We start from the raw sequence: 24,248 nt of genomic DNA on the forward strand, positions 1-24,248 counted from the left end.
CTTAGCGGCCGTTACTCCTTCGACTTCGGTTCGCGCGATGCGCGCGGTTGTTGCTGCGGTTCCGGTTATTGCCCGCCCTACGGCTACCGGAGCCAGTGCCCGTTCGTCCTTGCTGGGGCTGGCCCGGCGGGGGAAGGGGCGCACCCTCCGGCGTGCGTGCACCGGTGATTGTAACCAAGGTCTCCGACATGGGAGCCACCTTTACTTCGGGTGCGTCCACACCCGCCTTACGTAGCAGCTGAGCGACGTCTTTCGCCTGCTCATCCATGACGAGCGTTACCACCGTGCCTGAAGTGCCGGCGCGAGCGGTGCGGCCAGCGCGGTGCAAGTAGGCCTTGTGCTCGGCGGGCGGATCCACGTGCACAACGAGCGAAACGTCGTCGACATCGATGCCGCGCGCGGCGATGTCAGTGGCCACGAGGACGGGAGTGGAGCCGTCAGCAAATCCCTCGAGCGCGCGGGTCCGGGCACCTTGGCCCTTGTCGCCGTGCAGCCCCTGGGCGGGAATCCCTACGCGGCGCAACTTTTTTACCTGGCGGTCCACACCGTGTTTAGTGCGCATGAACATGATGGTTTTGCCCTCGCGGGCGGCGATTTGCAGCGCGATGTCGTTGCGCTGCTCCCGTCCGCCGACCATCAAGCGGTAGTGCTCCATGGTGTCCACCGCGGCCTCAACCGGCGCGGTGGAGTGAGTGACTGGGTCGTGCATGTAGCGCTCAATGAGTTTTTCCACGTCACCGTCTAGGGTGGCGGAAAAGAGGAGACGCTGCCCGTTTGTAGGGGTGCGGTCCAGCAACTTGCGAACTTGGGGGAGGAACCCCATGTCCGCCATCTGATCCGCCTCGTCCAGCGCGGTAATCTGCACCGAATCAAAAGAGAGCTTCTTTTGGTTAATCAGGTCCTCGGCGCGGCCAGGGGTGGCCACCAACACGTCGACGGGGGCAGCAAGCGAGCGAATGTGGTGGTTGATGTTGACACCGCCAACTACGTCAAGCACCCGTAAACCGAGCGCCGCAGCCGGGTCGTCGAGACGCTCCCGGATCTGCGTCGCGAGCTCCCGCGTTGGTGCGAGCACCAGCCCCCGCGGGTGGCCGGGAGTGCTTGGAGCTCCAGCGAGCCGGGCAAGCATAGGGAGGCCGAATGTGAACGTCTTACCGGAGCCCGTCGGGCCGCGACCGAGCACGTCTTCGCCGGCGAGTGCATCAGGGATCGCCGCCTCCTGGATAGGGAAAGGTTCGGCAATGCCCTGTTTTTGCAAGACAGAGACGATGGCGTTGGGCAGACCAAGGTCGGCGAAAGTAGTCATTCAGCGCAGTCTACGCGGTCGCCTACCAGGCGACTAGCTGAGCTAGTAGCTCAATTCCTCCCGCTCTCCTGACCACGTGGTGTGGAAGGTGCCTTCCATGTCGACGCGCCTGTACGTGTGCGCGCCGAAAAAGTCGCGCTGGCCCTGGATGAGTGCAGCTGGCAGACGCTGGGCACGCAGAGAGTCGTAGTACGACAACGAGGATGCGAAAACCGGCACCGGAAGTCCAAGCTGGGTTGCGGCGACCACCACGCGGCGCCACGAGTCCACCAGACCCTTGTCCAGCTCACCCTTGAAGTAGGGATCTAACAGCAGCGACGGCAGCTGCGGGTCATTTTCATAGGCCTCGGTGATGCGGTCTAGGAACTTCGCGCGGATGATGCAGCCACCCCGCCAAATGCGCGCGAGATCGCCCGGCTTGATGTCCCAATTGTGTTCCTGCGACCCGGCATTGATCTCGTCAAAGCCCTGCGCGTAAGCGACAAGCTTTGAGGCGTACAAAGCCCTGCGCACGTCCTCGATGAACGATTGCTTGTCGACGCCTAACGTCTCCCACGTCTGGGTCTTACCCGACGGCAGGGTGGTTGCCTGCGCCGCCTCGCGCTGCGCGAGGGCAGAGGAAAGCGCACGTGCGAACACGGCCTCGCCAATCGCGGTGGTGGGCACACCGAGGTCCAGTGCCTCCTTGACCGTCCAGCGGCCCGTGCCCTTCTGGCCGGCCGCGTCGACGATGATGTCGATGAACGGCTTGCCGGTGCGCGCGTCTACCTGCCGTAGCACCTCAGCGGTGATCTCTATGAGGTAGGAGTCCAGATCGCCCTTGTTCCACTCGGTGAAGATGTCCGCGATCTCCGCCGGATCCAGACCGGCGGCGTACCGCAGCAAGTGGTACGCCTCGCCGATGACTTGCATGTCCGCATACTCGATGCCGTTGTGGACCATCTTGACAAAGTGGCCGGCTCCGTCGGGTCCGATGTGGGTCACGCACGGGGTGCCGTCGACTTTCGCGGCGATGTCTTCCAACAGAGGACCAAGAGTTTCCCAGGACTCCACCGGGCCGCCAGGCATGATCGACGGGCCGCGCAACGCGCCTTCCTCACCGCCGGAAATGCCCGCGCCTACAAAGTGGCGACCAGCCGCTGCGACCTCGCGTTCGCGGCGAATGGTGTCTGTGAAAAGGGAGTTACCGCCGTCGATGATGATGTCGCCGTCATCCATGGCCTCTACGAGCTGCGCGATGACCGCGTCCGTTGCCGCGCCGGCCTGAACCATGATGACGGCCTTGCGCGGGCGCTGAAGCGACGCCACAAAATCCTCGATGGTCTCCGCCGGGAGGAAATCGCCCTCCGCGCCGAATTCCTCCACCACTGAGCGTGTCTTTTCCGGCGAGCGGTTATAGATGGCCACCGTATGGCCCTTGGAAGCGAAATTGCGGGCGAGGTTAGAGCCCATCACCGCCATGCCGACAACACCGATCTGAGCAAGCTGGTCACCGTTGCGTTCTGCAGTCATACGCCGAATTCTACGCGGACGCAGCCCCGCGGCGGACGTATCATCGACGGGCATGAAACTGGAGAAGAATCTGCGGTTGTACCAAGAGGTCATCGACCCGCCGATGACGCAGGCCGAACTCGACAACATAAACTCAGCGCAGTTCGACTTCGCCCAAACTCTGGGCTTGAAACTCACGTACTGCGCTAAGGACCGGCTCGAGGGCGAGCTGACGGTGGAGCAGCGCCACCTTCAACCGACCGGTATTGCCAATGGGGGAGTGTACTGCGTCATCGGGGAGACCCTCGCCTCCCTTGCTGCCGTGGCCGCATGCGGCAAACCGGCAGTGGGCATGAGTAACTACACGGACCTTCTCGGCAGTGTGCGCGAAGGGGAGACTATCCGCGCAGTGGCGAAGCCGGTGCACGTCGGTAAGCGAACGCACCTCTGGCGCGTGGAAATGAGTGCGGGCGGCAGGCTCGCCGCCGTGACCAACCTTAAGCTGATGGTGATGGACAGCTAAAGCCAGTGGTTCTTTCGGAACCACCACCACATCGCGGAAATCGCCGCGAGCATGACCAGCAACGCAGCTGGATAGCCGTAGCGCCAACCCAGCTCCGGCATGTTTTCGAAGTTCATGCCATAAATACCGGCGACCAGCGTCGGCACCGCCGCCATCCCCACCACCGCGGAGATGGTGCGCATGTCGGAGTTCTGCTGCATCGTCACCTTGGCCACGGATGCGTCGAGAAGCGAGGTGAGGCGCTCGTCGAAGCCGGAGAGGCGGTCGCTCACGATTGTCGCGTTGTCTTGCACGTCGCGGAAGTACGTGCGCAACGCTTTACGCAGCAAGTCCTTGTTGTTGTTCAGACCGTTGCGCAGCGCGGGTGCCAGCGGATCGATGGCGTGACGCATCTCCAGGATCTCGCGCTTGTAGGTGTAGATCTTGTCAATGTTGATAGTGCGGCGCGGGGTGAAGACCTCGTTTTCCAAGTCATCCACATCGTCTTCGAGGAGGTCCGTAACCTTGAGGTAGTTATCCACCAGGTAGTCGGACACTGCCCATGCCACAGCTGTCGGACCAAGGACCGCAAGTTCCTGCTCGTCCTCAAGTTTCGCAGTGAGGTCCGGCAGGCGGGCACCGTGGCGGATGGTGATGGCAAACTTCTCGCCCACGATCATCTGCACTTCACCGGTAGAAATGATCTCGCGTGCATCCGCGACCTCTTCGTCGTCACGGTAGGACACCGAACGCACGACCATGAACAGTTGCTCGTCATGGCGCTCGATCTTCGGCCGCTGGTGAGCGTCCACGACATCGTCGACGACCAAGTCCTCGATATCAAAGATCTCGGCGATCTTCTCCATCTGCTCGTTTGAAGGTTCCTTCAGGCTCAACCACACGAAGGCGTTCTCGTAACGCTCTACTACCTCGAGCGCGTGCCCCATGCGGACGTTACCGGGCTGGCGCTTTCCGTCCACAAAGACGCGGCAGAAGTCGATCTGGCGCTCGAGTGGGACGGGGATGCCGCCAGTGGGGGGCTGTACCTTCTTCGGTCGTTGACCCGGCATCGGAATACGCGGCGGCATAGCTCAAGCCCCCTTTCACTCGTGCGAGGGCCGCAACGTGGCAGCACCGCTGCGTTGCTGGGGTCCTCCGGCGGAGAGCGCACCCGGGGGCACGCTGGACAACTTAGGTGATATTACGCTCTAGTGGTCGGTTGTCTAACCGGGGTAGAGAACGGGACAACCCCGGTACTAGAACGCTAGAACGCTAGAACACGGTCAAGCCTCGACTGCAGAAAATCTCGCGGGCGTGTTCAACAGCCTCGGGACTCGGGGGAGTGACCCCCTTCAGCTCGTAGTCCAGCCCGATCTTGTCCCACTTGTCTTCACCCATGTTGTGGAAGGGAAGAACTTCGACGCGTTCCACTGTGCCTTTCCACCGCGAAACGATGTCCGCGACGTTGCGGATGTTCTCCTCGCTATCCGTCAGACCGGGAACGACCACGAAGCGCACCCACACGGGTTTACCCTTCGCGTGTAGCCGGTCGCCGAAATCGATGGTCGGTTGCAGCTGGCGGGCAGTGACGTGCTCGTAGGTGTCCGGGTCTCCCGACTTCACGTCGAGGAGGAAGAGATCGATGTTGTCCAAATCCTCGTCAGTGAGCCGAGCGCCAAGGAAGCCAGAGGTGTCTACGGTTGTATGGACACCGGCATCGTGGACCGCATGAAGCAAACGCCGCGTGAAGGCGATCTGGAACAGTGGCTCCCCGCCGGAGAGCGTGAGCCCGCCGCCGGTGGCGTTAAAGACAGTTTTATAACGCAGCACGCGACGAACCACGTCGTCGATACGTTCGAGCGTGCCTTCCTTCATTTCCATCGTGTCCGGGTTATGGCAGTACTTGCACCGCAGCGGGCATCCGGAGAGGAAGATGGTCATCCGCGTGCCCGGCCCGTCCACAGCAGTTACGAGCTCCCACGAGTGGATGAGTCCAATCTCGCCTGTGCGGCGGGCCTCAAACAGCTCGGGGCGCGTAATCTCCAGGTCGTCGGTGGACAGTCCGCCTAAGCCGGCAGCGACGCCGCGCACGCGATCGCCCTGCTCAGGCGATAACGTGACGACGCCGCTGGTTCCGTCTTGGGCCATAGACTATGCGCCCTGGTGGAAGGTACGGGAAATGACGTCGCGCTGCTGCTCCTTCGTCAGCTTGACGAAGTTCACGGCGTAGCCGGAGACGCGAACGGTGAGGTTCGGGTAGTTCTCCGGGTGCTCCATCGCGTCCTCCAGCGTGGACTCATCCAGCACGTTGATGTTGGCGTGGTACAGGCCGGCCTCCATGTTGTTGGCGGCGCGGGATGCCTTCATGGAAGCGAGGCGCTCATCGAAAGTAGGGGTAGACATCGGGTGCTCCTTCAGAATGGGTAGATGGGGTAGGGGGTCTGGTTAGGCTGGGTGGATTGCCACATCGGCGTTGTCCATGATGAAACCGGCGTCGAGGACACCGACGAGGTTGGCAACCTGTTCTTCCTTGTTGCGGCCCAAGCCCGACGGGGTGATCGTGTTGGTCAGCGAGATGCCGTCCAGCGCATCGTTGTAGTCGAGCTTGCCCACGGACAGCATCGAGGCGACCATGCCGTGGTTGTCCGCACCGTTTTCGGGGTTCGCACCCGGAGCGAACGGGGTGCCGGCTTTGTGGCCGGAGGGGAAAGAGCCGGTGGCTTTGCCGTAGACCACGTTGGAGGTGATCGTCAGCACCGACTGGGTCGGGATCGCGTCGCGGTACAGCGGGATGGCCTTGATCTTCTGCATCACCGTGTGCACCACCGTGGCGGCGATGTCATCAGCGCGGTCATCGTCGTTGCCGTAGTAGGGGAACTCGCCTTCCGTGATGTAGTCGACAACTAGACCGGACTCGTCGCGCACCGGGGTGACCTTGGCGTACTTAATGGCAGACAGGGAGTCGGCGACGATAGACAGGCCCGCGATGCCACAGCCCATGGTGCGGACGATGTCAGAGTCGTGCAGCGCCATCTCAATGGACTCGTACGCGTAGCGGTCGTGGCAGTAGTGGATGATGTTCAGGGCCTCAACGTAGGTGCCGACAACCCAGTCCAGCATCTCTTCGTACTTCTCCCAGACCTCGTCGAAGTCCAGCGGGCCGTCGCCTTCGATCGGCGTGTGGTCACCGTCGGTGATCTGCTTGCCGCTGACCTCGTCGCGGCCGCCGTTGATGGCGTAGAGCAGGGCCTTTGCGGCGTTGACTCGCGCGCCGAAGTATTGCATCTGCTTGCCCACCTGCATCGGGGACACGCAGCAGGCGATGGCGGCATCGTCGCCCCACTTGTCTCGAATCTGCTTGTCAGACTCGTACTGCAGGGAGGACGTCTCGATGGAGATGGCGGCGCAGAACTCCTTGTACCCCTCCGGAAGTGCCGGATCCCAGAAGATGGTGATGTTCGGCTCCGGGGCCGGGCCGAGGTTGCGAAGCGTCTGCAGGAGGCGGAAAGCGGTCTTGGTTACCTGGTGGCGGCCGTCCTCGGAGAAGCCAGCGTCTGTCCAAGTCGCCCAGTACGGGTCACCGGAGAAGATCTGATCGTAGTCCTCGGTGCGCAGGAAGCGAACGATGCGCAGCTTAATCACGAGCGCGTCAATGATCTCCTGAGCTTCAACCTCGGTGAGCGTGCCGTTGGCCAAGTCGCGCTCGAAGTAGGCGTCGAGGAAAGGCGACAGGCGGCCGATGGACATCGCGGCGCCATCCTGACTCTTCACGGAGGCGAGGTAGCCGAAGTAGGTCCACTGCACGGCTTCCTTCGCGTTAGTAGCCGGTCCGGAGATGTCGAAGCCGTAGTCCTCGGCCATCTTCTTCAGCTTCTTCAGCGCCTTGATCTGCTCGGAGTGCTCCTCGCGGTAGCGTGCCCAGTGCTCAGAGAACCCCTTCTCCAGGGAGGCATCCTTCGCCTGCTGCTTCTCCTCAATAAGAAAATCCACGCCGTAGAGGGCCACACGCCGGTAATCGCCGATGATGCGGCCGCGGCCGTAGGCGTCCGGCAGGCCCGTCACAATGTGGGAGGAGCGCGCTGCACGGATGCGCGGGGTGTAGATGTCGAAGACGGCGTCGTTGTGGGTCTTGCGGTACTGCGTGAAGATCTTCTTCACATCAGGGTTGACCTCTTTACCGGCTTCCTTAATGGCCTGTTCGACCATGCGCCACCCGCCGTTGGGCATCATGGCGCGCTTCGTCGGAGTGTCCGTCTGCAAACCGACAATGACGTCATCGTCCTCCGAGATAAATCCCGGCTTGAATGCGTCGATGTCGGCGGGTGTTTCGGTGTCTACGTCGTAGACACGGCGTTCACGTTCGACTGCGAGGTAGTTCTTGTCTAGGTAGTCCCAGAGGCGCAGTGTCTTTTCGGTCGCGCCTTCAAGGAACGAAGCATCCCCGTCGTAGGGGGTGTAGTTGCGTTGGACAAAATCGCGGACGTCGATGCGTTCCATCCACGGTCCCGGCGTGAAACCTTCCCACGCGCGGTTTTCGGTTTGCGGCTCTGTAGAAACAGTCACAGTTGCACGGTCCTTCGGTGATAAATCTTTGAGGATCTCCGGCGGCTGCGCTTGCCCATCTAACTCACACACGTATTTTCAAAGCGCTCGCCGCTCGGTCACCATTGTAGGGGAGCGTCGGTTACTTTAGGTAGTACGTTTGAGGTGATCTTTGGCACGTCCGCCAAAAAGGCAACCCCCGGCGCCAGGACCGAATTCGGCCTTGACACCGGGGGATGGCTGCTTGAGAAAGCTACTTCTCGTCCTTCGTCTGCGGGCCGTCCAGCTGGCCCTCCGTCACTGCCAGGTTGTGGCGGGTGCGGGAGAAGGCGTTAATGGTCCATTCGTTGGCTGCGACGAGGCGGTTGCGACGGCCTGTGAGGAACGACAGGTGCACACCGAGCCACATCAGCCACCCGATGAAGCCCGTGATTTCCACCTTGCCCATCTTCACCACGGCGTTGAAGCGGTTGATGATAGCCATCGAGCCCTTGTCGAAGTAGCTGAATGGGTCGCGCTGCTCCGGCGCGACATCATGCTCGACCTGCTCCTTGATGGTCTTGCCCACGTAGGAGCCGGACTGGATCGCGACCTGCGCCACACCCGGCAACTTGTCGCGGCTCATCATGTCGCCGATGATGAAGACATTCGGGTCGTCGCCCACGGTGAGGTCGGCGTTCACCGGCACCTTGCCGGAGCGCTCCGCCTCGACCCCGAGCTGATCGGCCACCTGCTTGCCCAGCGGGGAAGCGGCCACACCGGCGGACCAAATCTTGGTCGGGGTGTCGATGGTGTTTTCCTGCTCAGTCTTCATGTCCTTGTAGGTCACAGACTCTGCATCGACGTTGGTCACCATCGCGTTCAAGATGACAGTCACACCCGCCTTCTCGAGCTCACGCTGGGCCTTCTTGCCTAGGCGCTTACCGAACGGGGGGAGCACCTGGGGCGCGCCGTCCAGGAGGTAGATCTTGGATTGCTCGGTGCTGAAGGAGTAGCGGCCCGAGGTGAATGCGCGGTGCGCCATCTCAGCCACCTGGCCGGCAAGCTCAACACCGGTCGGACCAGCGCCAACAATGACGAAGGTCAGCTCGCGCTCGCGCTCCTCAGGGGTCTCGGCGAGTTCAGCTCGCTCGAAAGCGGCGATGAGGCGAGCGCGGATTTCGAAAGCGTGATCCAGCGTCTTCAGGCCCGGGGCGAACTCGGCGAAGTGGTCGTTGCCGAAGTAGGACTGGCCGGCGCCGGCAGCAACGATGAGGGAATCATACGCGAAGGTTGATTCCTTGCCTCCCTCAACGGAGGTGACCGTCTTGGCCTCGACATCCGCGGACTCCACATTGCCGCGCACGACCCGTATGTTCTGCTGGTCCGCAAACATCTGGCGCACGTCGCCGGTAATTTCACCGGAGGACATCAGACCAGTCGCCACCTGGTAAAGCAACGGCGGGAAAAGGTGGTGGTTGGTGTTGTTGATCAGCGTAATGTCGACGTCCGCGTCTGCGAGCTCTTTCGCCGCGTTCACGCCGCCGAAGCCAGCACCCACGATGACAACGTGGTGGCGGTTGCCATCGGGACGGTACACCTGAGAGGCCATGAGAGATATCTCCTCGGGTCAATGACGTTGGTTTTCGGAACGGCATACATATTACGCGCCCAGACGAGATCTGCGAGGGTGGCCTCCGACGTGGCATCCCATCTACGAACCTGCTACCCGCTAGCATCCGGAGAATGCCCGAACACACCTCAGCCAGCCTTCCGGCTCACCTCAAACCGATTGACGCGGACGCCTGGCCGGGGGTGGCATCTGTTCCGCAGGCAAGCCGGTTACGTACAAAGCGCGCGGAGGCGGGTTTCGCTCGGGCGTGCGCGTCGGCCGGACTGCGTCTCGACGGGGAGGCTGGACACACCGCGGACGTTACCGTGGAGCGTGCCGAGGTCTTTTCTCGCATCGCCGCAGGTGGATGGGTGGGTCTTGCGGAAGGGTACATGGCAGGCGAGTGGTCCACCCCGACATCGCAAGAGCTTGTCGACGTCCTCACGGCCCTCCTGCGCACCGGTTACCGCCCCCGCACCCAACGTGTAGATGCTCCACGGCCCGCAATGGCAGGGGAGTTACCGCCGGATCTGGTGGGGCATTTTTCCGGCGACGGCATAAGCGCCTTCCAGGGGCATTTTGCTACCGGAGTGGCCACCACCGAACGGATCCGCGTGAAGTCGCACACGCAAGGAGCGGGCCGCGGGTCCGAGCCGGGTCACCATTTCGTATCGGTGACCGAAATCGGGGCCCCGTTGGGGTCAGACCGCGCTGACCTCGCCGACGCGCAGCGGCGCAGTGTAGAGACCATCCTGGATGCGGTCGGTGTGACCGGCGGCACCCACCTGCTGGACTATCCCGCAGGGGGCGGCACGGTCGCGTTTGCGGCGTCCAAGCGGGGAGCTACGGTCGACGCCGTAGCCCGAGACGCGCCGATGTACGCAGCGATGCGGGAGCGCCTAGTCATGGCAGGCTCTGACGGATCCATATCCGTCGATCGTGTGTCGGAGGGGCCCGCAGCGCTCGCACGCCAACGCCCCGGATCCTATGACGCTGTAGTGAGCATGGAATCGCTGGAAACACTCGCCGCGCGCCAGCAGCGTCAGTACCTACGGGCAATTGACGCGCTGGTAGCTCCCGGCGGGCGTGCAGGACTGCAGACCATCGTCCGAACCGCCGCATACACCCGGGCGGCAGATTTCGCTGCGGAATCGTTGCGGGCGTACATCTGGCCGGACCTGCACTTTGCTAGCGCAGATCAGATTGCCAAGATTATCGACCGCGAGACGGACCTGCGGGTGGTTGCGCAGACCACCGCGCCGGATCACCTCGCGGCATCGCTGCGATTGCAGCGGATGACATTCGACGGCAATTTGCGCGATGCGGCGGCGGACGGATACGACGCGGTGTTCCGCAAGTTGTGGACGTGGCAATTCGCGTTGCGGGAGGCGATGGCGCGGTTGGGGATGATCGACCTAGCGCAGATCACCTTGGCACGGCGCAATAGGAGGGGCCGACGCTAGGGCGCCGAAACGCTACTTGACATAATGTACATTATCGGACAATCGAATGGCCTGATAAGAAGACGGCGCGGCGTGCGAGCAGCACACCGCGCCGGCCACGTCGAAGCTTTTCGTAACGTGATGTAATGAGCGTGGCTACTTGGTCAGGTTGACGCGGACGTTCACTTCGCCTTCTTCGGCAATTTTCGCCGCGACGAGCTCCGGTGTCTCCACGCCGTAGTCCAGGCGGTTAATCGGAATATCGCCCGCAACGATGAGGCGGTCGCCCGAGCGCGCTACGTCGAAACGGTGCGTGATCCGGTTGGTCGTTCCGTGGATGGTGAGGTCACCTGTCAATTCCACAGTGCCGATTGTGCCGTCCTCGGGCACCCCGGAGACGTCCGCTGGCTGGGTCACGGTGAAGGTCGCGTCCGGGTAGTCGTCGGTGTGGAAGATGCGCCTGCGCACCGACGAATCTCGCTTATCGCTATCTGACGACAAGTGCCGCATATCAACCGTGATTTCCCCGGCGGTGATTGTTCCGTCCGCGATCGTTGCAAAACCGGTCACGCCCTGCGTCGACGCCGACGTGCTGCGCCGCTCGCCTGGCAGCACCTCCTCAAACGTGAAGCCCGCTGAGGTTGCATTGCTTCCCGGGCGGTTGGTTACCGTCCATTCGCCGTCGAGCTCGGTGGACGACGCGGCTACACGCCCCGCGTCGATACCCTCGGTTTTTACCCCGCCTCCCATGAACAGTTTCATCATCAGCGGAACCATGGCCACCAACACCGCAATAACGATAAAGATGGACACGGCAACAATCAGGATCGTGCGCTTTCTCGCGCTAGGTGCCGCGTTAGTCTCCACGTGCAAATCACCTCAGCCTTTCAAGTTGCTGGGCCAATCCTACTAATTCGTCACACAACGGAGCCAAATCGTCAGCGCTGGCTCCCTCGGCGCTCGCAGTCCGAATATCTTCGGCGGCGCACCGCAGCGCATATAGGCGGTCGCGAATCTCAGCGACGCGATTTCGGTTGAGAATCACGGCGTCTTCATCAATTGACGTCCCGGCCAGCATGGTGCGCTGCTCATATGCGCGCTGCTTGCAGGACGGGCCACAGTATTTACGCTTCCTGCCCCGCCCGTGGTTGACAGGGATTTCTTTCCCGCACCATGCGCAAGCGGGCTGCTTCTTGGCAAAGGAACGCACGTTATCCGTCACAGCCCTCTACTATATTACGACTGTCTCATTGGAGAAAGCGGCGGGGGAACAATTCCCAACTTGGCACCGTTATACTGGAGCGACTGAACACAAACGGGTTGAAAAGGATGGTGAGTGCCATGGCTGATCGAGTTCTCCGCGGAAGCCGCATGGGTGCAGTCAGCTACGAAACGGACCGCGACCACGATCTCGCTCCGCGCCAAATGGCGAAGTACCGCACGCCCAACGGCGAAGTTTTCGAGGTGCCGTTTGCAGACGACGCTGAGATTCCCGAAGAATGGATGTGCAAGAACGGTCAGGTGGGCACCCTTATGGAGGGCGAGGGTGTTGAGTCGAAGCCCGCGAAGCCGCCGCGGACCCACTGGGACATGCTCCGCGAGCGCCGCTCGATCGAAGAGCTCGACGTCCTGTTGGAAGAGCGTTTGGACCAGCTGCGCAAACGCCGCCGGACCGCCGCCCGCATTGCCAAAGAGCAGCAGCAAGCCAACGAGAGCTAGACGACGGACTTGGGACAATGCCCGAGGATAATGCCCGCCCAGCAAACACCTGCCGGGCGGGCATTCCCCCATGAGGCGCAGCCTACTTGCGCTTGCCGTCAAGCCCGAGCGCGTGCAACGCTTGGCGTGCGGTTTCCTCGGTGAGGTAGATCGCGTCATTGACGCGGCGTGCGGCGTTGGAACGGGCGGCGCCCAGGTTCGCCCCCTCGATCTCGTGCTTCGCTACCGCAGCGAACTCACTGAGAACATTGACAAACTGCTCCGGCGCGTTTTCCGCCTTCTTCCCCCAGTCAGCGAGTTTGGAGTGCTCGGCTGCGTAAGCGATCTGTCGGCCGGTCTCCACCGCCAGATCCTTGACAAAGGTCGCCTTTTCTGCCACTCCCCACTTGGTCACCTCGGCGAGCGAGGTAGCGGCGAAGCTGGCATCCAGCTTGGATTCACCCAGCTTGCGGTCCTCGAACGTGATGGGCACCTCACGCACGTCGTAGCCGAGCTGATCCACCTTGTGGGCGATCTCCACCTGGAAGATGTAGCCCTTGGTGGAGAGCGCATCGAGGTCGAGGGCCTCCAGCACCTCGCGCTTGAACGCACGGTACCCCGCGGTCATGTCTGCCACATCGCTACCGAGCGCTACAGAGACGTACTGGTTGCCTAGCTTGGACAGCAGGAATCGGTTCTTCGGCCAGTTCACCACCTCACCGCCGTCGATATAGCGGGAGCCGATAGCTAGGTCGGCGCCGTTGTCCACTGCGCCAAGCAAACGGTGCAGCTCTTCAGGGGCGTGCGACCCGTCGGCGTCCATTTGCACGATGACCGCGTAATCGCGCTCCAAACCCCAGTTAAAACCGGCGCGGTATGCGGCGAGTAGTCCCTCTTTGCCGGTTCGGTGCAGTACGTTGACCTCGTCGTGTGCCGCCGCCAACTCGTCAGCCTTGGCGCCGGTGCCGTCCGGCGAGTTGTCGTCCACGACGAGAATGTCAACTCCGTCGTTGGCCGCAAGCACGCGTTCGACGATGAGCGGCAGGTTCTGCGCCTCGTTATAGGTCGGGATGATCACCAGGGTCTCATTGGCCACGGCGTTAATTCTCCTCGTAGTTACGCTGTTGTGTTCCCGTAGGAGCATACCCCCGCCTACCAGCGCGCGCGGAGGCGGCTGCAGCGATTATGAGAAATGCGCCCGCGGCGACAAGCAGCCACTCCAAAACACGTCCGAACCGCACGGCCGGAGTTGCACCCTCGCGAAGCGGCAGCGTTTCCACCAGGTGAGCTGGTTCAAAAATTTGGGTCTCCTGCGCCACGGATCCATCAGGACGCACGATGGCCGAAACGCCCGAAGTAGCCACCACGACCACTGCCCTGTCGGTTTCCACGGCCCGCATCCGGCTCATGGCAAGCTGCTGGTAAGTCATGTCCGTGAACCCAAATGTGGCGTTGTTTGTCGGCGTGGTCAGGATCTGAGCGCCGTCGCGCACGGACATCCTGTACGCCTCATCCTCCGCCACCTCGTAGCACGTGGCCACACCGACGGGGATGCCGCCCATGTAGACGACACCTGTGTCGTCGCCGGGCTTGAAATCTCCAGCTAGATCCACCAGGTACGAAAAAGTGCGGAAGAAATCGCGCATGGGCATGTACTCGCCGAATGGTTGGAGGAACCGCTTATTGTGCCGCTCCCCCGGCCCAGTGTCGGGGTCGAACACCACCATGGTGTTGCGCGCGCCCACCTCGTCGCGTGTCAGTGTGCCGACGAGTAAAGGGGTGTTCACGGCGCGCACCGCCACCCCGACCAGTGCCGCCGCTTCTGCGTCAGTGAACGGATTGACGTCCGAGGCGTTCTCGGGCCAGATCACCATGTCCAGCTTCTCGCCAGCGTCCTTCGTTTCCTCGGCCAACTTCAGCGTTTCGTTAACGTGGTTGCTCAGCACCGCGCGGCGCTGCTCATTGAAGTCCAGCCCCATGCGAGGGACGTTGCCCTGCACTGCGGCAACCCGGGCGTCTCCGACGGTGGTGCTCTCCCCACCCACGCCAAGGCCGGCAACCAGGCCGAGCACAAGCGAGAGGGTGACGGACAGGATGGCGGGGCGGCGCGAAGCTGCGTCGATAAGCGACACAAGCCCTACGCCCACATAGACCGCAGCGACGGTGACGAGCGCCGGCCCGCCCCAGGACGAAAGCGCTGCTAGCGGGCCGTTAATTTGGCCCCAGGCGAGACGCACCCACGCGAAGCCGCCGAACGGCCAAGACGAGCGCAGGAACTCGACGGCGAGGTAGATCAACGGGAACGCGAATGCCCCGTAGCGCCAGCGAGCCGCAAGCACCCCGGCGGCACCAGTGAGCAGTGCGTACAGCGCCATGGTCAACGACAGCGCGATGTACGGCATGGCACCAACAAACTCGCCCACCCACGGGAGGAGGAAAAGGCAGCAGAACAGGCTGTGCGTGAAGCCAATCAGCGCTCCGAAGCCAGCGCTGGGACGCTCTTGCGCCTCCCCCGCCATCCCGAGGGCGGCGGTTACGGTCCGCGGCCACGGCACGAGCGTCAGCCACAGTAACGAGATACCTGCAATGCCCGCCCACCACCACCCGACAGGCTCATAGGAGAGGTACACCAGCCAGCCAGAGACGGCTGCCAGGCCGAAGCGAAGGAACGCCGGCATTTAACGCCCACCGCCGGTGGAGTTTGCGCCGTTGGGACCTTCCGGGCCGTCCATTCGGTACCACTGCTCCAGCTCGTCGGCGTCGATGACCGGCTCCTGTTGCCCCGGCTGCCTTCCTCCCGGCTGCGTAAACGAGCCGTAGCTGGTTTGGAACTGCCCCATCGGGGTTGCTTCGTATACCCGCACACCAAGATTTTCCACCGCTGCGCGCGCACGCTTGGTCATGATCTTGCGGATCATATTGCGCGTTGGGCCGAACACCAGCGGCAGGCCGATCAGAGAGGTAACAAAGCCTGGGACCACACTCAGTGTCCAACCGCCAATGAGTAGCGCGGTGTCGCCGGCGAGTTTGCCCACACTCGAGCGCCCATCCACGGCGTCGAGGAGGGTGCCACGCAGTGCCATGCTGGCTGCCGCACCCCCTGCAATCATGAGCAAGAAAATAGCCAGCAGCGCCCAGCCCACGCCGATAGCTTTCGCTACCAGGAAAAACGCGAGCGCTTCTACGAGAAAATATGCGAGGAGAGGGATCGGCATGGAGATGAGGTTACCTGGCCCACCGCCTACCTAGGCATGTGCCTCCACACCGGCCGAGGGACAATCCGCATTACCGCGGCGAGGACGGCAAGCCCCTTCGGGATCCACACTGTGGCGCTTCTTCCCTTCCCCGCCGCTGCCACCACCGCGTCTGCAACGACATCCGGGGTCACGGACATGACCGCCGGCTTCATGCCTTCCGTCATGGATCCGATGACAAAACCGGGACGGGCGAGGATGAGGTTGAGCCCAGTGCCGTGCAGCCGGTCCATCAACCCCTGGCAAAATGCATCCAACCCCGCCTTGGTGGAGCCGTAGACGTAGTTCGCGCGCCGTGCCCGCCACCCGGCAATCGAGGAAAAGGCGTAGATCTCCCCTTTCTCCATTTCATCCGCGAGCACGGTAAGCATGCTCACCTGGGCCAGGTAATCCACGGTAGCGATGCGGGCAGCCTCCGCTTCGTCGCGTTCCGCCAACCCTTGGTCGCCGAGAATGCCGAACGCCACGATAGCCGTCGTGACTTCGCCCGCTTCCCGCACTACCTCGCGATGGGATTCGAGGCTGGTGGCGTCAAATTGCACGGTACGCACGGAGGAGGCACCCGCAGCAAGCAGCCGCTTCTCGACGTCTTCCAGTCCCCTGCCGCCCCGGGCCGCCAACACGACCTCACGGCCCTCGCACACGCGTGCGGCAATCTCGCCGCCAATGTCACTGCGGGCCCCGAGCAGGAGTACCTTGCCAGCGTCGGTGCGCCTAGCCATTGTTGCCGCCGAGGGTGCGTCGAGTGCGGTTGAGCGGCTCCACGCCGTCCGCGGTCATTCTCACGATGTCTTCGATGCGCATGCCCCACTTACCCGGTAAGTAGATGCCCGGCTCGATGGAAAACGCCATGCCTTCGCGCAACACCACGTTGGAACCGGCGATGATGAACGGTTGCTCGTGGCCGGACAGGCCGATGCCGTGGCCGAGGCGGTGCGTGAAGTAGTCGCCGTAGCCCGCGGCATCTATCACGTCACGCGCTGCGGAATCGAGCTCACCAGCGGTAATTCCTGGACGGGCCACCTCGCACGCTGCGCTAAAGGCCCGCTCCAGCACAGCGTAAGCCTCCAGGAAATCCTGGGGAGCCTCGGCGGGCTCGCCCACGACGTGGGTGCGTGTGCAGTCGGACTGGTAGCCGGAAGGCACTGCCCCGCCTAAATCCACCACCACTGGGTCGCCGGCCTCGAGGACACGGTCAGAAAAGTCGTGGTGGGGATTCGCACCGTTCGGTCCGGAGCCGACGATGACGAAGGACACGGATTTGTGTTCCTGGAGGATCAATGCGTGCAGCTCATCCGCAACTTCCCGCTCAGTGCGGCCAGGCTGCAATAACTCGGCGGCGCGCTGATGCACGCGGTCGATGGCGGCACCCGCTTTCGCCAGCTCCGCGAGTTCTTCGGCGTCTTTGACCATGAACAGCTCCGCCACTGCCTCGGCAGCGAGCTCGGTGTGCGGCAGCAACGACTGCAACGGGAAAACGTGGTCTGCGGTCAGGGAGGAACCCAGACCGACCGGGCCCTCCCCGAGACGCTGCGCCACCATCCGGTACGGGTCCTCCCCGTCGCGCCACCCCACGACCTCAACGCCTGCGGCGTCCTGCAGCCCAAGCGACTGAATATCCGTCACCGGTGCAACCACCGCGATCCCGTCAGGTGCAACCACGAGCGCAGTGAGACGCTCGTGCGACGTCGTCCAAGAGCCGGTGAGGTAGGCAAACTCGGGGCCGGTGCCAATAACCAGCCCTCCGAGAGATCGCGCCGCTACCAGCTCAGCAGCCTGCTTCCGTCGCTCGGCGTATACGTTCGAATCGAATGCAGTCATGGGCGACATGGTAGATCGCTACGATCTTCCCCGTGACGTCCGACCTCCACCGCTCCGTGGCTCGCCTCAGCGCGCCAGACGGCAGCTACTGCTCCGGCGCACTCATCGCGCCCGACATCGTGGTCACTTGCGCGCACTTTTTCGCCCGCCACGCAGGGGCACGCCTGGGTGTGCGTATCGACGGCTCTGCCATCGCCCCAACCAGCTTCCGCGTCTCGCACGGCACGGATATTGCCCTGGTGCGTTTGCGTCATCCTGTGGACACTCCGGTGCTGCTGCTGGGGTTTGAACCGCGTCCGTTGAGCAGAACCCTCACCCTCGGCTTCGGAGGTAAGGCGCAGGCCGTGCAATCCCGCCCTGGTGTCTACCTCGGGTCATTGCCGATCTCGTGGTCGCGCAGCGGGGCAACAAAGGTCAGACCCGCGGGGTTGGTGTACACCAACCCGCCGGCGATCAAAGGCGACAGTGGCGGGCCGGTTCTGGCACGTGGCAAGGTGATTGGCGTCCAGTCCCTAATCCTGGACCCGCGCGGAGCGAACCTTCGCGTGGCCACAGTGGCCCTGTGGCCACGCGGCCTCGCACAGGCGGTTCGGAGTTTGTAACTAATTGCCGATGGCGACGACACCGCGGCGGATTGCGTCCACAGCTCGGTTCGCATTGTCGCGGATCTGGTCCGAGTAGCCGGTTTTCTTAATCTGCTCGAGCAAGTCGATCACTTGGCGGCACCAACGGACAAAGTCGCCCGGGGTGAGCTCTGCGCCGGATTCCGCTGCCGCTGCAAGTGCGTACCCGAGGGGCGCGCCCGCCGTCCACTGGTGGATGGAAAGGCAAAAACCGGGGTCCGGCAGGCGGGTTGCCGGGAGGTTGTGACGCTGCTCGTCCGAAACCAACTCCCCGTAGATCCGCATGGTCTCATTCATGGCGCCCGCCATGGCCTCGGTAGCCGCCTCGGGGGTACCGCCGGTGGCGCGCCTGTTTTCAAATACCACCATGGAGGCAACGCCAGCCAGTTCCGCCGGATCCAACTCGTCCCAGATGCCTCGCTTCAGGCACTGCGCGACCAGCAAGTCGGAGACGTTGTGGATGCGGGATAACCGCTCTCCTTCGTCGGTGACCTGCGGCTCTCCGTTGTGGACCTCGATGTAGTCCATCTCCGTAAGCAGGCCCACGATGCGTTCGAAGGTGCGGCCAAGCGAGTCCGTGGAGGTGTCCACCCGGCGCTCGAGCGTGGCTAGGGCGCGCTCGTCGCGCACGATCTCTTCCGCGGTGCGGGCGAGCAGTTCTCGGTCCGCTGCGGGCCACTCGTGGACCGGGTGGTTTCGAATCGCTTCCCGTAACTCGGTGATTTTCTTGGTCGGGCGCACCCTGGATTGCTCACGCAGACGCTTCGGCGCGTTGAAGTGGCCGCGGTGCAACAACTCCGCCACCTTCCTAGCATGCCGGCGTGGCTGGTCCTGCATGTGACGCGGAACCTTCACCCGGCCCACCACCAGCGGGGGGTTCTTAAAGGCTGCAGCGTCGATACGTCCGGACCACCCTCGCTCGGTGGTTACCCACGGCCGAGGGTCGTGGGGTTTGGCTGCCGGCTGGACCACCGCGGCAAGCTCCGGTTTGTGCTTGCTAGGCAGAGCGATGACTTGGCCCACCTGCAGGGAGCCGAGGATCTTCTTGGTTTCGGTGTGGCGGCTGTCTAGGTGGTCTCGACGGGCTTGCTTTTCCTCATCGGACAGGTCGCGGCGCAGCTGTGAGTACTCCACCAGCTCGGCGGCCGCGTCGTCGCTAGGCGGAGCGAACGCGGAGATGTCCCGCTCGAGCTTCGCGCGTAGGGAGCGCACCTTCTGCTGTAGCCGTTCGATGTCGCGCACCTCGCCGACTACCGAGCGGTCCGTTTGGAACTGGGCGAACGATTGCTCGATCAAGCGGATAGAGTCCTCGTACCCGTTCATCGCCAGCATGTTGATGGCCATGTTGTAGCCGGGCTGGAATTGGGAAATCAGCGGGTACGTGCGTGTAGAGGCAAGGCCCGCTACCTGGTGGGGATCCATCGCGGGCGCCCACTGCACCACCGCGTTGCCGATGTGGTCGATGCCGCGACGGCCCGCTCGGCCGGTGAGCTGGGTGTACTGGCCCGGGGTGAGGTCCACATGCGCCTCGCCGTTGAATTTGACCATCTTTTCCAGCACAACGGTGCGGGCGGGCATGTTGATGCCGAGCGCCAAGGTCTCGGTGGCGAAAACAACCTTGACCAGGCCACGGACGAACAGCTGCTCCACGATGTGCTTGAAGGCGGGCAGTAGACCCGCGTGGTGCGCAGCAAATCCGCGCATCCAGGCGGTGCGCAGCTGGCGGTAGTTCAACACCTCCAGGTCTTCCTCCGGGATGCCCTCGACGCCGGCGTCGACGATCTTCTCGATCTCGGCGCGCTCGTCCGGTGTGGTCAGCTCTTTCCGCGAGCGAAGGCACTGAAACAGGGCGCCATCGCAGCCCGCCCGGGAAAAGATGAACACGATCGCCGGGAGCATGTCCTGGCCTTGCAGGGCAGTCACAACCTCGGGCCGGCCAACCGGGCGGACCTTGTCCTGGCCGCGCGTTCGCCCGCTGCGGGAGCGGGACCGGAAGCCTCGCCCCTCTTCGAAATCCTTGCGCCCCTCGTCGGAAGATCCGGCCTCAATACGTTCGATGGCGTGCTCAAGGCTGCGGTTGACCCGCCCGCCGGTGCCCGGCTCAAACAGCGGGAACATCTTCCGGCCCACCATCATGTATTGGGATAGTGGCACCGGGCGGTGCTCGGAAACAATCACCTCGGTATCGCCTCGCACTGCGTCGAGCCACTCGCCGAACTCCTCGGAGTTGGACACAGTGGCCGACAACCCGATGAGACTGACCGAATCGTCGAGGTTGAGGATGATCTCCTCCCACACTGCACCGCGATCCCTATCGGCCAAGTAGTGGATTTCATCCATCACTACGTGGCTCAGCCGATCCAGCTGAGGTGATTCCGCGTAGAGCATGTTGCGCAGCACTTCGGTGGTCATCACCACAATCTCGGCGGAGCCGTTAATGCTGGTATCTCCAGTGAGCAGGCCAACCGCATCCTCGCCGTGCTCGGCAACAAGGTCGTGGTACTTCTGGTTGCTCAGCGCCTTGATTGGCGTGGTGTAAAAGCACTTCGTGCCGCGGTGAAGCGCGAGAGCAACAGCGAACTCGCCGACGATGGTCTTGCCGGACCCCGTGGGAGCACACACGAGCACACCCCGATCCTGCTCCACCGCCTGGCAGGCCTGAATTTGGAAATCGTCGAGGGCAAATGTCTTTGAGTCAGCGAATTCCCGCAGGAAGGAAGTACCAGGTTCGGGCGAAAACATGCCCCCTACAGTACGTCGCCGAAATCCGTGTTGCCCCCAAAGCCCCGCTGGGAGGCGATGTTCCGGCGTTCAGCCGGGCGCTGCACTGGTTGCGGCTGTTCGATCGCGTCGGTAGCGACGCCAGACGTGCCGCCAATGGGTGCTGGCGCCTCGATCGGACCTGAAGCTTCTTCGTCGCTCAGATTCATCCACTCGGGCCGCTCACGGTCGTGCTTGCGGTCGTTCCACCTGCAGAACTGAAACGCCAGCTCGACCAGGATATTGATGGACAGTGCCAGCGCCACCATGGAGAACGGGTCCTGGCCCGGAGTCATTACCGCGGCGAAGGCGAAGATGCCCACGATTATCAGGCGGCGCTTGTCCTTGACATGCTCGTAGCGCAGGATGCCCAACATGTTGAGCATGATGATGATCAGAGGCACCTCGAAGCTGACACCGAAGATGACAATGAGAGCGAGGAGGAAGTTGTAGTACTCCCCTCCTGAAAGCGCCGCAATCTGGACCTCGGAGCCCATAGATATGAGCACATACAGGCCCTTATCCAGCACGAAGTACGCGAGCAACGCACCGGAGACGAACAGGACAACCGCGATGGTGACAAAGCTGAACGTGTAGCGCCGCTCGTTTTTGTGCAGGCCCGGGGTGATGAAGTTCCAAATCTGGGTCAGCCATACCGGTGATGCGAGCACGAGCCCGGCAAGCGCACCGACCTTCAGCCGTAGCATGAACATCTCGAAGGGGTTGGTGGCCAGCAGGCGGCATTCGCCATCGCCGGTGAAATCCGCGCGCAGTTCAGGCGGCAGGTTGCAATACGGGCCGCGAATAATTTCCCCCAGCGGCATCATGCCGAGCGGGGCAGTTTGATACCAGATAAACCCGACGATGGTGCCCACCACGACAGCGGCAAGGGCGACGATGACCCGCTGGCGAAGCTCCTGGAGGTGCTCCACCAGCGTCATCTCTCCGGTCGGGTTTTTCGGCCTCTTTGGTCGTTTCGTGCGTGCCATCAGGCGTGACTAGCGTGGCTGGTTCTCCGGGCGGTCCCAGAAGTCTGCCTTCTGGGCGGCGCTGCGCGTCTCCTGTACCGGTGCGGACTCGATCTGGCGCTGTTGCGTAGGAGTCGCGGCCTCGTCCTCGTTCCGCATCTCCTTGACCTCGGACTTGAAGATGCGTGCGGAACGCCCCATGGATCGTGCCAGATCCGGCAGCTTATTTGCGCCGAAGAGCAACAGCACAACGAAGAGGATGATAATGAGTTCGGTCCAACCAATGTTTGGCATTGGGCTTCCTTTCCGGAAAACGGTGTAACGCGCAGATCAGTCTAACGCGTCGATCGCGCGCTGCGCGCGCGACTTGGCCTCGACGGCAAGTTTTGCAGGTTCGACGATGCGCACGCGGTCGGACTGGCTCAGGCAGAAACGCACGAGCCAGTCCTCGCTGCCGTACCGCATTGTCGCGGGGATCCACTCGCCTGGCTCCCGCGGAACCTCGACGGTATTTCCCTCCTCATCCACGGTGGTTGGGGCTGGCTCTAGCTCAATCTCCCAGTAGTCCGCCAGCCAGGTGGCGTCAGGGTGGACAAGCAACCTTGCCTTGGCCCTGCTTGCAAGGCCGAACGGGTCCGCGGGGTCGAAGTCTGAGATGGTGGCGGCCGAAGGGGCGTCGAGAAGCTGGGCGCTTTGAATTCTGTCCAGGCGAAACGTCCGCATCTCACCGTTGTACTCGGCTTGCAGGTACGTGGCGCCGGCCTGGTGGAATAGGCTGGCGGGCGCTACCTCGCGCTGCGTGACGCTATCAGAAGATGCGGAGAAATACGTGATGCGCAGCTGGCGTTTGGTGGCCAATGCCTCTGCGACGGTGCCAGCGACGCCAGCCTCGCTGTCGTGTTCGGCATCGCCCACTGCTTGCGATGTTGTCGCCGCCCGGATCTTTGCGGCTGCGGAGCGAACGGCTCGAGCGTCCACGAGCCCAGGCATGGTCTCCAGCGAGTCCAGCAGAATCAGCAGTGCGCTGGCCTCCGCGGGCGACAGCCGCAGAGGTGTAGTCATGCCTTGGTCGTCCTTGATGTCCACGCCCTTCCAGGAGTACTCAAGGTCGATCATCTCCCCCGGGCCGGTGCCGACGCCGGAGAGGAAGAGCAGTTCGAAATCGTCGCGCACCTGCATCGGGTCGGCGCCCAAGTCGCGCGCAATTTCCATCGGCGTCAGCCCCGGGTGGTTCGATGCGTACGCGAGCAGGTTCAGCAACCGCACGACACGCTCCTGGCGCTTGAAGTCCGTGGCCATTAGTTCTACCTCTCCGCTGCGGTGCGCAACAGCTTGACGACGTCCTGACGGAGATCCACGGGTTCTACCCCGACAACGCTGCCTGAGAGGCTAGCGATCGTGCGCACCGCCCAGTCCCGGTCCACCCCCTGCACCGTGATGGTGTCCGTGTTGTCATTTGCGTCGGCTCCGGTGAGACGGGTTCCGCGCTGCGCAAGCTCTTCCCCTGTGCCCGCCGCGACCGTGACGGTGGCATCGACCACCTCACCGCGCAGTGAGTGCTCCACCAATGCCTGCAGGTCGCCGGTACGTTCGTGGAACGGGTCGCTGTGGCGCACCTTCTTTACCTGGGAGACCTTCTTCAGGCGGAAGACGCGCACGTCGTCGCGCTCGATGTCGTAGCCCACAAAATACGCGCGGTTGTTCAACGACACCACCCCCCACGGGTCGACCACCCGTCGTTCCGGCTCTTTGCCCGGGGCGCGGACGAACTCGAAGGAGATACGCTGCTTTGCCTGCACGCACTTCACGATGGCGCGGAGTGTGTCCGGACGCAGTTGGAAGATGTCGTTGGAGACGCTCGTCAGCGCTGTCGCATCCATGGAGCGCGTCGCGCCGGAGGCGGCCAGCTTCGTCCAGCCGGAGCGCGCGAACTCGCCTAGGGAACCCGGCTTACTCAAATCTGCGGCGAGCCCGACCACGGACGCCTCTTCCGCGGTGAGGTTGATCGCGGGGAGCTCGTACAGGTCTTTGATCACCCATACCTTGCCGTCCTGGTAGCGCGCCGGCACACCAAGGTCACGCAGTTCGCGCACGTCGCGCTCAACCAAATGGCTGGCGGCGTCGCGCGTGCGGTTGCCGTAGCCGTCGACGTGTGCCTGAACCCAGGCCACATCCCGCTTCTCAGGCGAGGCGAGTAGCGCGAACGTGAGCCCTACCTGGCGAACGATCATGTCATTGTCGTTGGCCACA

Annotated in this window: 23 protein-coding genes; 4 read left to right on the forward strand and 19 right to left on the reverse strand. The window is 62.9% G+C overall.

Annotation, left to right across the window (positions count from 1 at the left end):
- Window position 1 precedes the first annotated feature (1 nt).
- Both HMA55_RS03125 and gndA read right to left on the reverse strand, forming a co-directional pair.
- Window positions 2-1,306: a DEAD/DEAH box helicase gene (locus HMA55_RS03125; RefSeq protein WP_181191630.1), complete on the reverse strand. Its 1,305-nt coding sequence runs from the start codon at window positions 1,304-1,306 to the stop codon at window positions 2-4.
- A 42-nt stretch (window positions 1,307-1,348) separates the two neighbouring features.
- Window positions 1,349-2,818 (reverse strand): NADP-dependent phosphogluconate dehydrogenase, encoded by a 1,470-nt coding sequence (gndA, locus tag HMA55_RS03130; RefSeq protein ID WP_181191631.1) that lies wholly within the window; start codon window positions 2,816-2,818, stop codon window positions 1,349-1,351.
- Window positions 2,819-2,870: 52 nt separating this feature from the next.
- On the opposite strand from gndA, the gene HMA55_RS03135 reads away from it, so the two are divergent.
- Window positions 2,871-3,320: a PaaI family thioesterase gene (locus HMA55_RS03135; protein ID WP_181191632.1), complete on the forward strand. Its 450-nt coding sequence runs from the start codon at window positions 2,871-2,873 to the stop codon at window positions 3,318-3,320.
- Here the strand turns inward: HMA55_RS03135 and HMA55_RS03140 are convergent.
- From HMA55_RS03140 to HMA55_RS03160, 5 genes are all read right to left on the reverse strand, one after another.
- On the reverse strand, window positions 3,317-4,387 hold the full coding sequence (locus HMA55_RS03140) for a magnesium and cobalt transport protein CorA (RefSeq protein ID WP_181191633.1): 1,071 nt from the start codon (window positions 4,385-4,387) through the stop codon (window positions 3,317-3,319). The genes HMA55_RS03135 and HMA55_RS03140 overlap by 4 nt on opposite strands.
- A 184-nt stretch (window positions 4,388-4,571) precedes the next feature.
- Window positions 4,572-5,447, reverse strand: a complete 876-nt coding sequence (pflA, locus tag HMA55_RS03145) for a pyruvate formate-lyase-activating protein (RefSeq protein ID WP_181191634.1) — start codon at window positions 5,445-5,447, stop codon at window positions 4,572-4,574.
- Between the two features lie 3 nt (window positions 5,448-5,450).
- Entirely contained in the window at window positions 5,451-5,702 is a 252-nt protein-coding gene (gene grcA2 / locus HMA55_RS03150; protein WP_181191635.1) for an autonomous glycyl radical cofactor GrcA2, read from the reverse strand.
- Window positions 5,703-5,744: 42 nt separating this feature from the next.
- Window positions 5,745-7,796: a pyruvate formate lyase family protein gene (locus HMA55_RS03155; RefSeq protein WP_181192028.1), complete on the reverse strand. Its 2,052-nt coding sequence runs from the start codon at window positions 7,794-7,796 to the stop codon at window positions 5,745-5,747.
- A 298-nt stretch (window positions 7,797-8,094) separates the two neighbouring features.
- Window positions 8,095-9,432 (reverse strand): NAD(P)/FAD-dependent oxidoreductase, encoded by a 1,338-nt coding sequence (locus tag HMA55_RS03160; RefSeq protein WP_181191636.1) that lies wholly within the window; start codon window positions 9,430-9,432, stop codon window positions 8,095-8,097.
- A 134-nt stretch (window positions 9,433-9,566) separates the two neighbouring features.
- On the opposite strand from HMA55_RS03160, the gene HMA55_RS03165 reads away from it, so the two are divergent.
- Entirely contained in the window at window positions 9,567-10,895 is a 1,329-nt protein-coding gene (locus HMA55_RS03165; RefSeq protein WP_181191637.1) for a class I SAM-dependent methyltransferase, read from the forward strand.
- A 135-nt stretch (window positions 10,896-11,030) separates the two neighbouring features.
- Here HMA55_RS03165 and HMA55_RS03170 read toward each other — a convergent pair whose 3' ends face one another.
- Together HMA55_RS03170 and HMA55_RS03175 are read right to left on the reverse strand one after the other, a co-directional pair.
- Window positions 11,031-11,741, reverse strand: a complete 711-nt coding sequence (locus tag HMA55_RS03170) for a YceI family protein (protein WP_257802258.1) — start codon at window positions 11,739-11,741, stop codon at window positions 11,031-11,033.
- 7 nt (window positions 11,742-11,748) lie between these two features.
- Window positions 11,749-12,096, reverse strand: a complete 348-nt coding sequence (locus tag HMA55_RS03175; RefSeq protein ID WP_257802259.1) for a hypothetical protein — start codon at window positions 12,094-12,096, stop codon at window positions 11,749-11,751.
- 119 nt (window positions 12,097-12,215) lie between these two features.
- Here HMA55_RS03175 and HMA55_RS03180 point away from each other — a divergent pair, with 119 nt between their 5' ends.
- Window positions 12,216-12,593, forward strand: coding sequence for an RNA polymerase-binding protein RbpA (locus tag HMA55_RS03180; RefSeq protein WP_181191638.1), 378 nt, complete (start codon window positions 12,216-12,218; stop codon window positions 12,591-12,593).
- Between the two features lie 82 nt (window positions 12,594-12,675).
- On the opposite strand, the gene HMA55_RS03185 is transcribed toward HMA55_RS03180, so the two are convergent.
- From HMA55_RS03185 to HMA55_RS03205, 5 genes are read right to left on the reverse strand one after another with little or no spacing between them, the layout of a single operon-like run.
- Complete coding sequence (locus HMA55_RS03185) at window positions 12,676-13,716, reverse strand: polyprenol monophosphomannose synthase (protein WP_181191639.1); 1,041 nt, start codon at window positions 13,714-13,716, stop codon at window positions 12,676-12,678.
- Complete coding sequence (gene lnt / locus HMA55_RS03190; protein WP_181191640.1) at window positions 13,673-15,250, reverse strand: apolipoprotein N-acyltransferase; 1,578 nt, start codon at window positions 15,248-15,250, stop codon at window positions 13,673-13,675. The genes HMA55_RS03185 and lnt overlap by 44 nt, the downstream gene beginning before the upstream one ends.
- Window positions 15,251-15,787: an FxsA family protein gene (locus HMA55_RS03195; protein ID WP_181191641.1), complete on the reverse strand. Its 537-nt coding sequence runs from the start codon at window positions 15,785-15,787 to the stop codon at window positions 15,251-15,253. It abuts the gene before it with no gap.
- Window positions 15,788-15,813: 26 nt separating this feature from the next.
- Window positions 15,814-16,548 (reverse strand): SDR family oxidoreductase, encoded by a 735-nt coding sequence (locus HMA55_RS03200; RefSeq protein ID WP_181191642.1) that lies wholly within the window; start codon window positions 16,546-16,548, stop codon window positions 15,814-15,816.
- Window positions 16,541-17,656 carry a M24 family metallopeptidase gene (locus HMA55_RS03205; RefSeq protein WP_374680586.1) on the reverse strand — a complete coding sequence of 372 codons (1,116 nt, stop codon included), beginning with the start codon at window positions 17,654-17,656 and terminating at the stop codon, window positions 16,541-16,543. The genes HMA55_RS03200 and HMA55_RS03205 overlap by 8 nt, the downstream gene beginning before the upstream one ends.
- Window positions 17,657-17,679: 23 nt before the next feature.
- Here HMA55_RS03205 and HMA55_RS03210 point away from each other — a divergent pair, with 23 nt between their 5' ends.
- Entirely contained in the window at window positions 17,680-18,249 is a 570-nt protein-coding gene (locus HMA55_RS03210; protein ID WP_181191644.1) for a trypsin-like serine peptidase, read from the forward strand.
- Here HMA55_RS03210 and HMA55_RS03215 read toward each other — a convergent pair whose 3' ends face one another.
- From HMA55_RS03215 to HMA55_RS03235, 5 genes are read right to left on the reverse strand one after another with little or no spacing between them, the layout of a single operon-like run.
- The gene (locus HMA55_RS03215; RefSeq protein WP_181191645.1) at window positions 18,250-21,012 is read right to left on the reverse strand and encodes a DEAD/DEAH box helicase; all 2,763 of its coding nucleotides are present in this window, start codon (window positions 21,010-21,012) and stop codon (window positions 18,250-18,252) included.
- Window positions 21,013-21,017: 5 nt separating this feature from the next.
- Window positions 21,018-22,019 carry a twin-arginine translocase subunit TatC gene (gene tatC / locus HMA55_RS03220; protein ID WP_235961715.1) on the reverse strand — a complete coding sequence of 334 codons (1,002 nt, stop codon included), beginning with the start codon at window positions 22,017-22,019 and terminating at the stop codon, window positions 21,018-21,020.
- Between the two features lie 9 nt (window positions 22,020-22,028).
- Window positions 22,029-22,292, reverse strand: a complete 264-nt coding sequence (gene tatA / locus HMA55_RS03225; RefSeq protein ID WP_181191646.1) for a Sec-independent protein translocase subunit TatA — start codon at window positions 22,290-22,292, stop codon at window positions 22,029-22,031.
- Between the two features lie 36 nt (window positions 22,293-22,328).
- Window positions 22,329-23,297: a helix-turn-helix transcriptional regulator gene (locus tag HMA55_RS03230; RefSeq protein WP_181191647.1), complete on the reverse strand. Its 969-nt coding sequence runs from the start codon at window positions 23,295-23,297 to the stop codon at window positions 22,329-22,331.
- Window positions 23,298-23,302: 5 nt separating this feature from the next.
- A complete protein-coding gene (locus HMA55_RS03235; protein WP_257802260.1) occupies window positions 23,303-24,247 on the reverse strand; it encodes a helix-turn-helix transcriptional regulator in 945 nt (314 codons plus the stop codon).
- Window position 24,248 lies beyond the last annotated feature (1 nt).

Origin of the sequence: Corynebacterium wankanglinii, assembly GCF_013601005.1 — a bacterium.
Lineage (GTDB): Bacteria > Actinomycetota > Actinomycetes > Mycobacteriales > Mycobacteriaceae > Corynebacterium > Corynebacterium wankanglinii.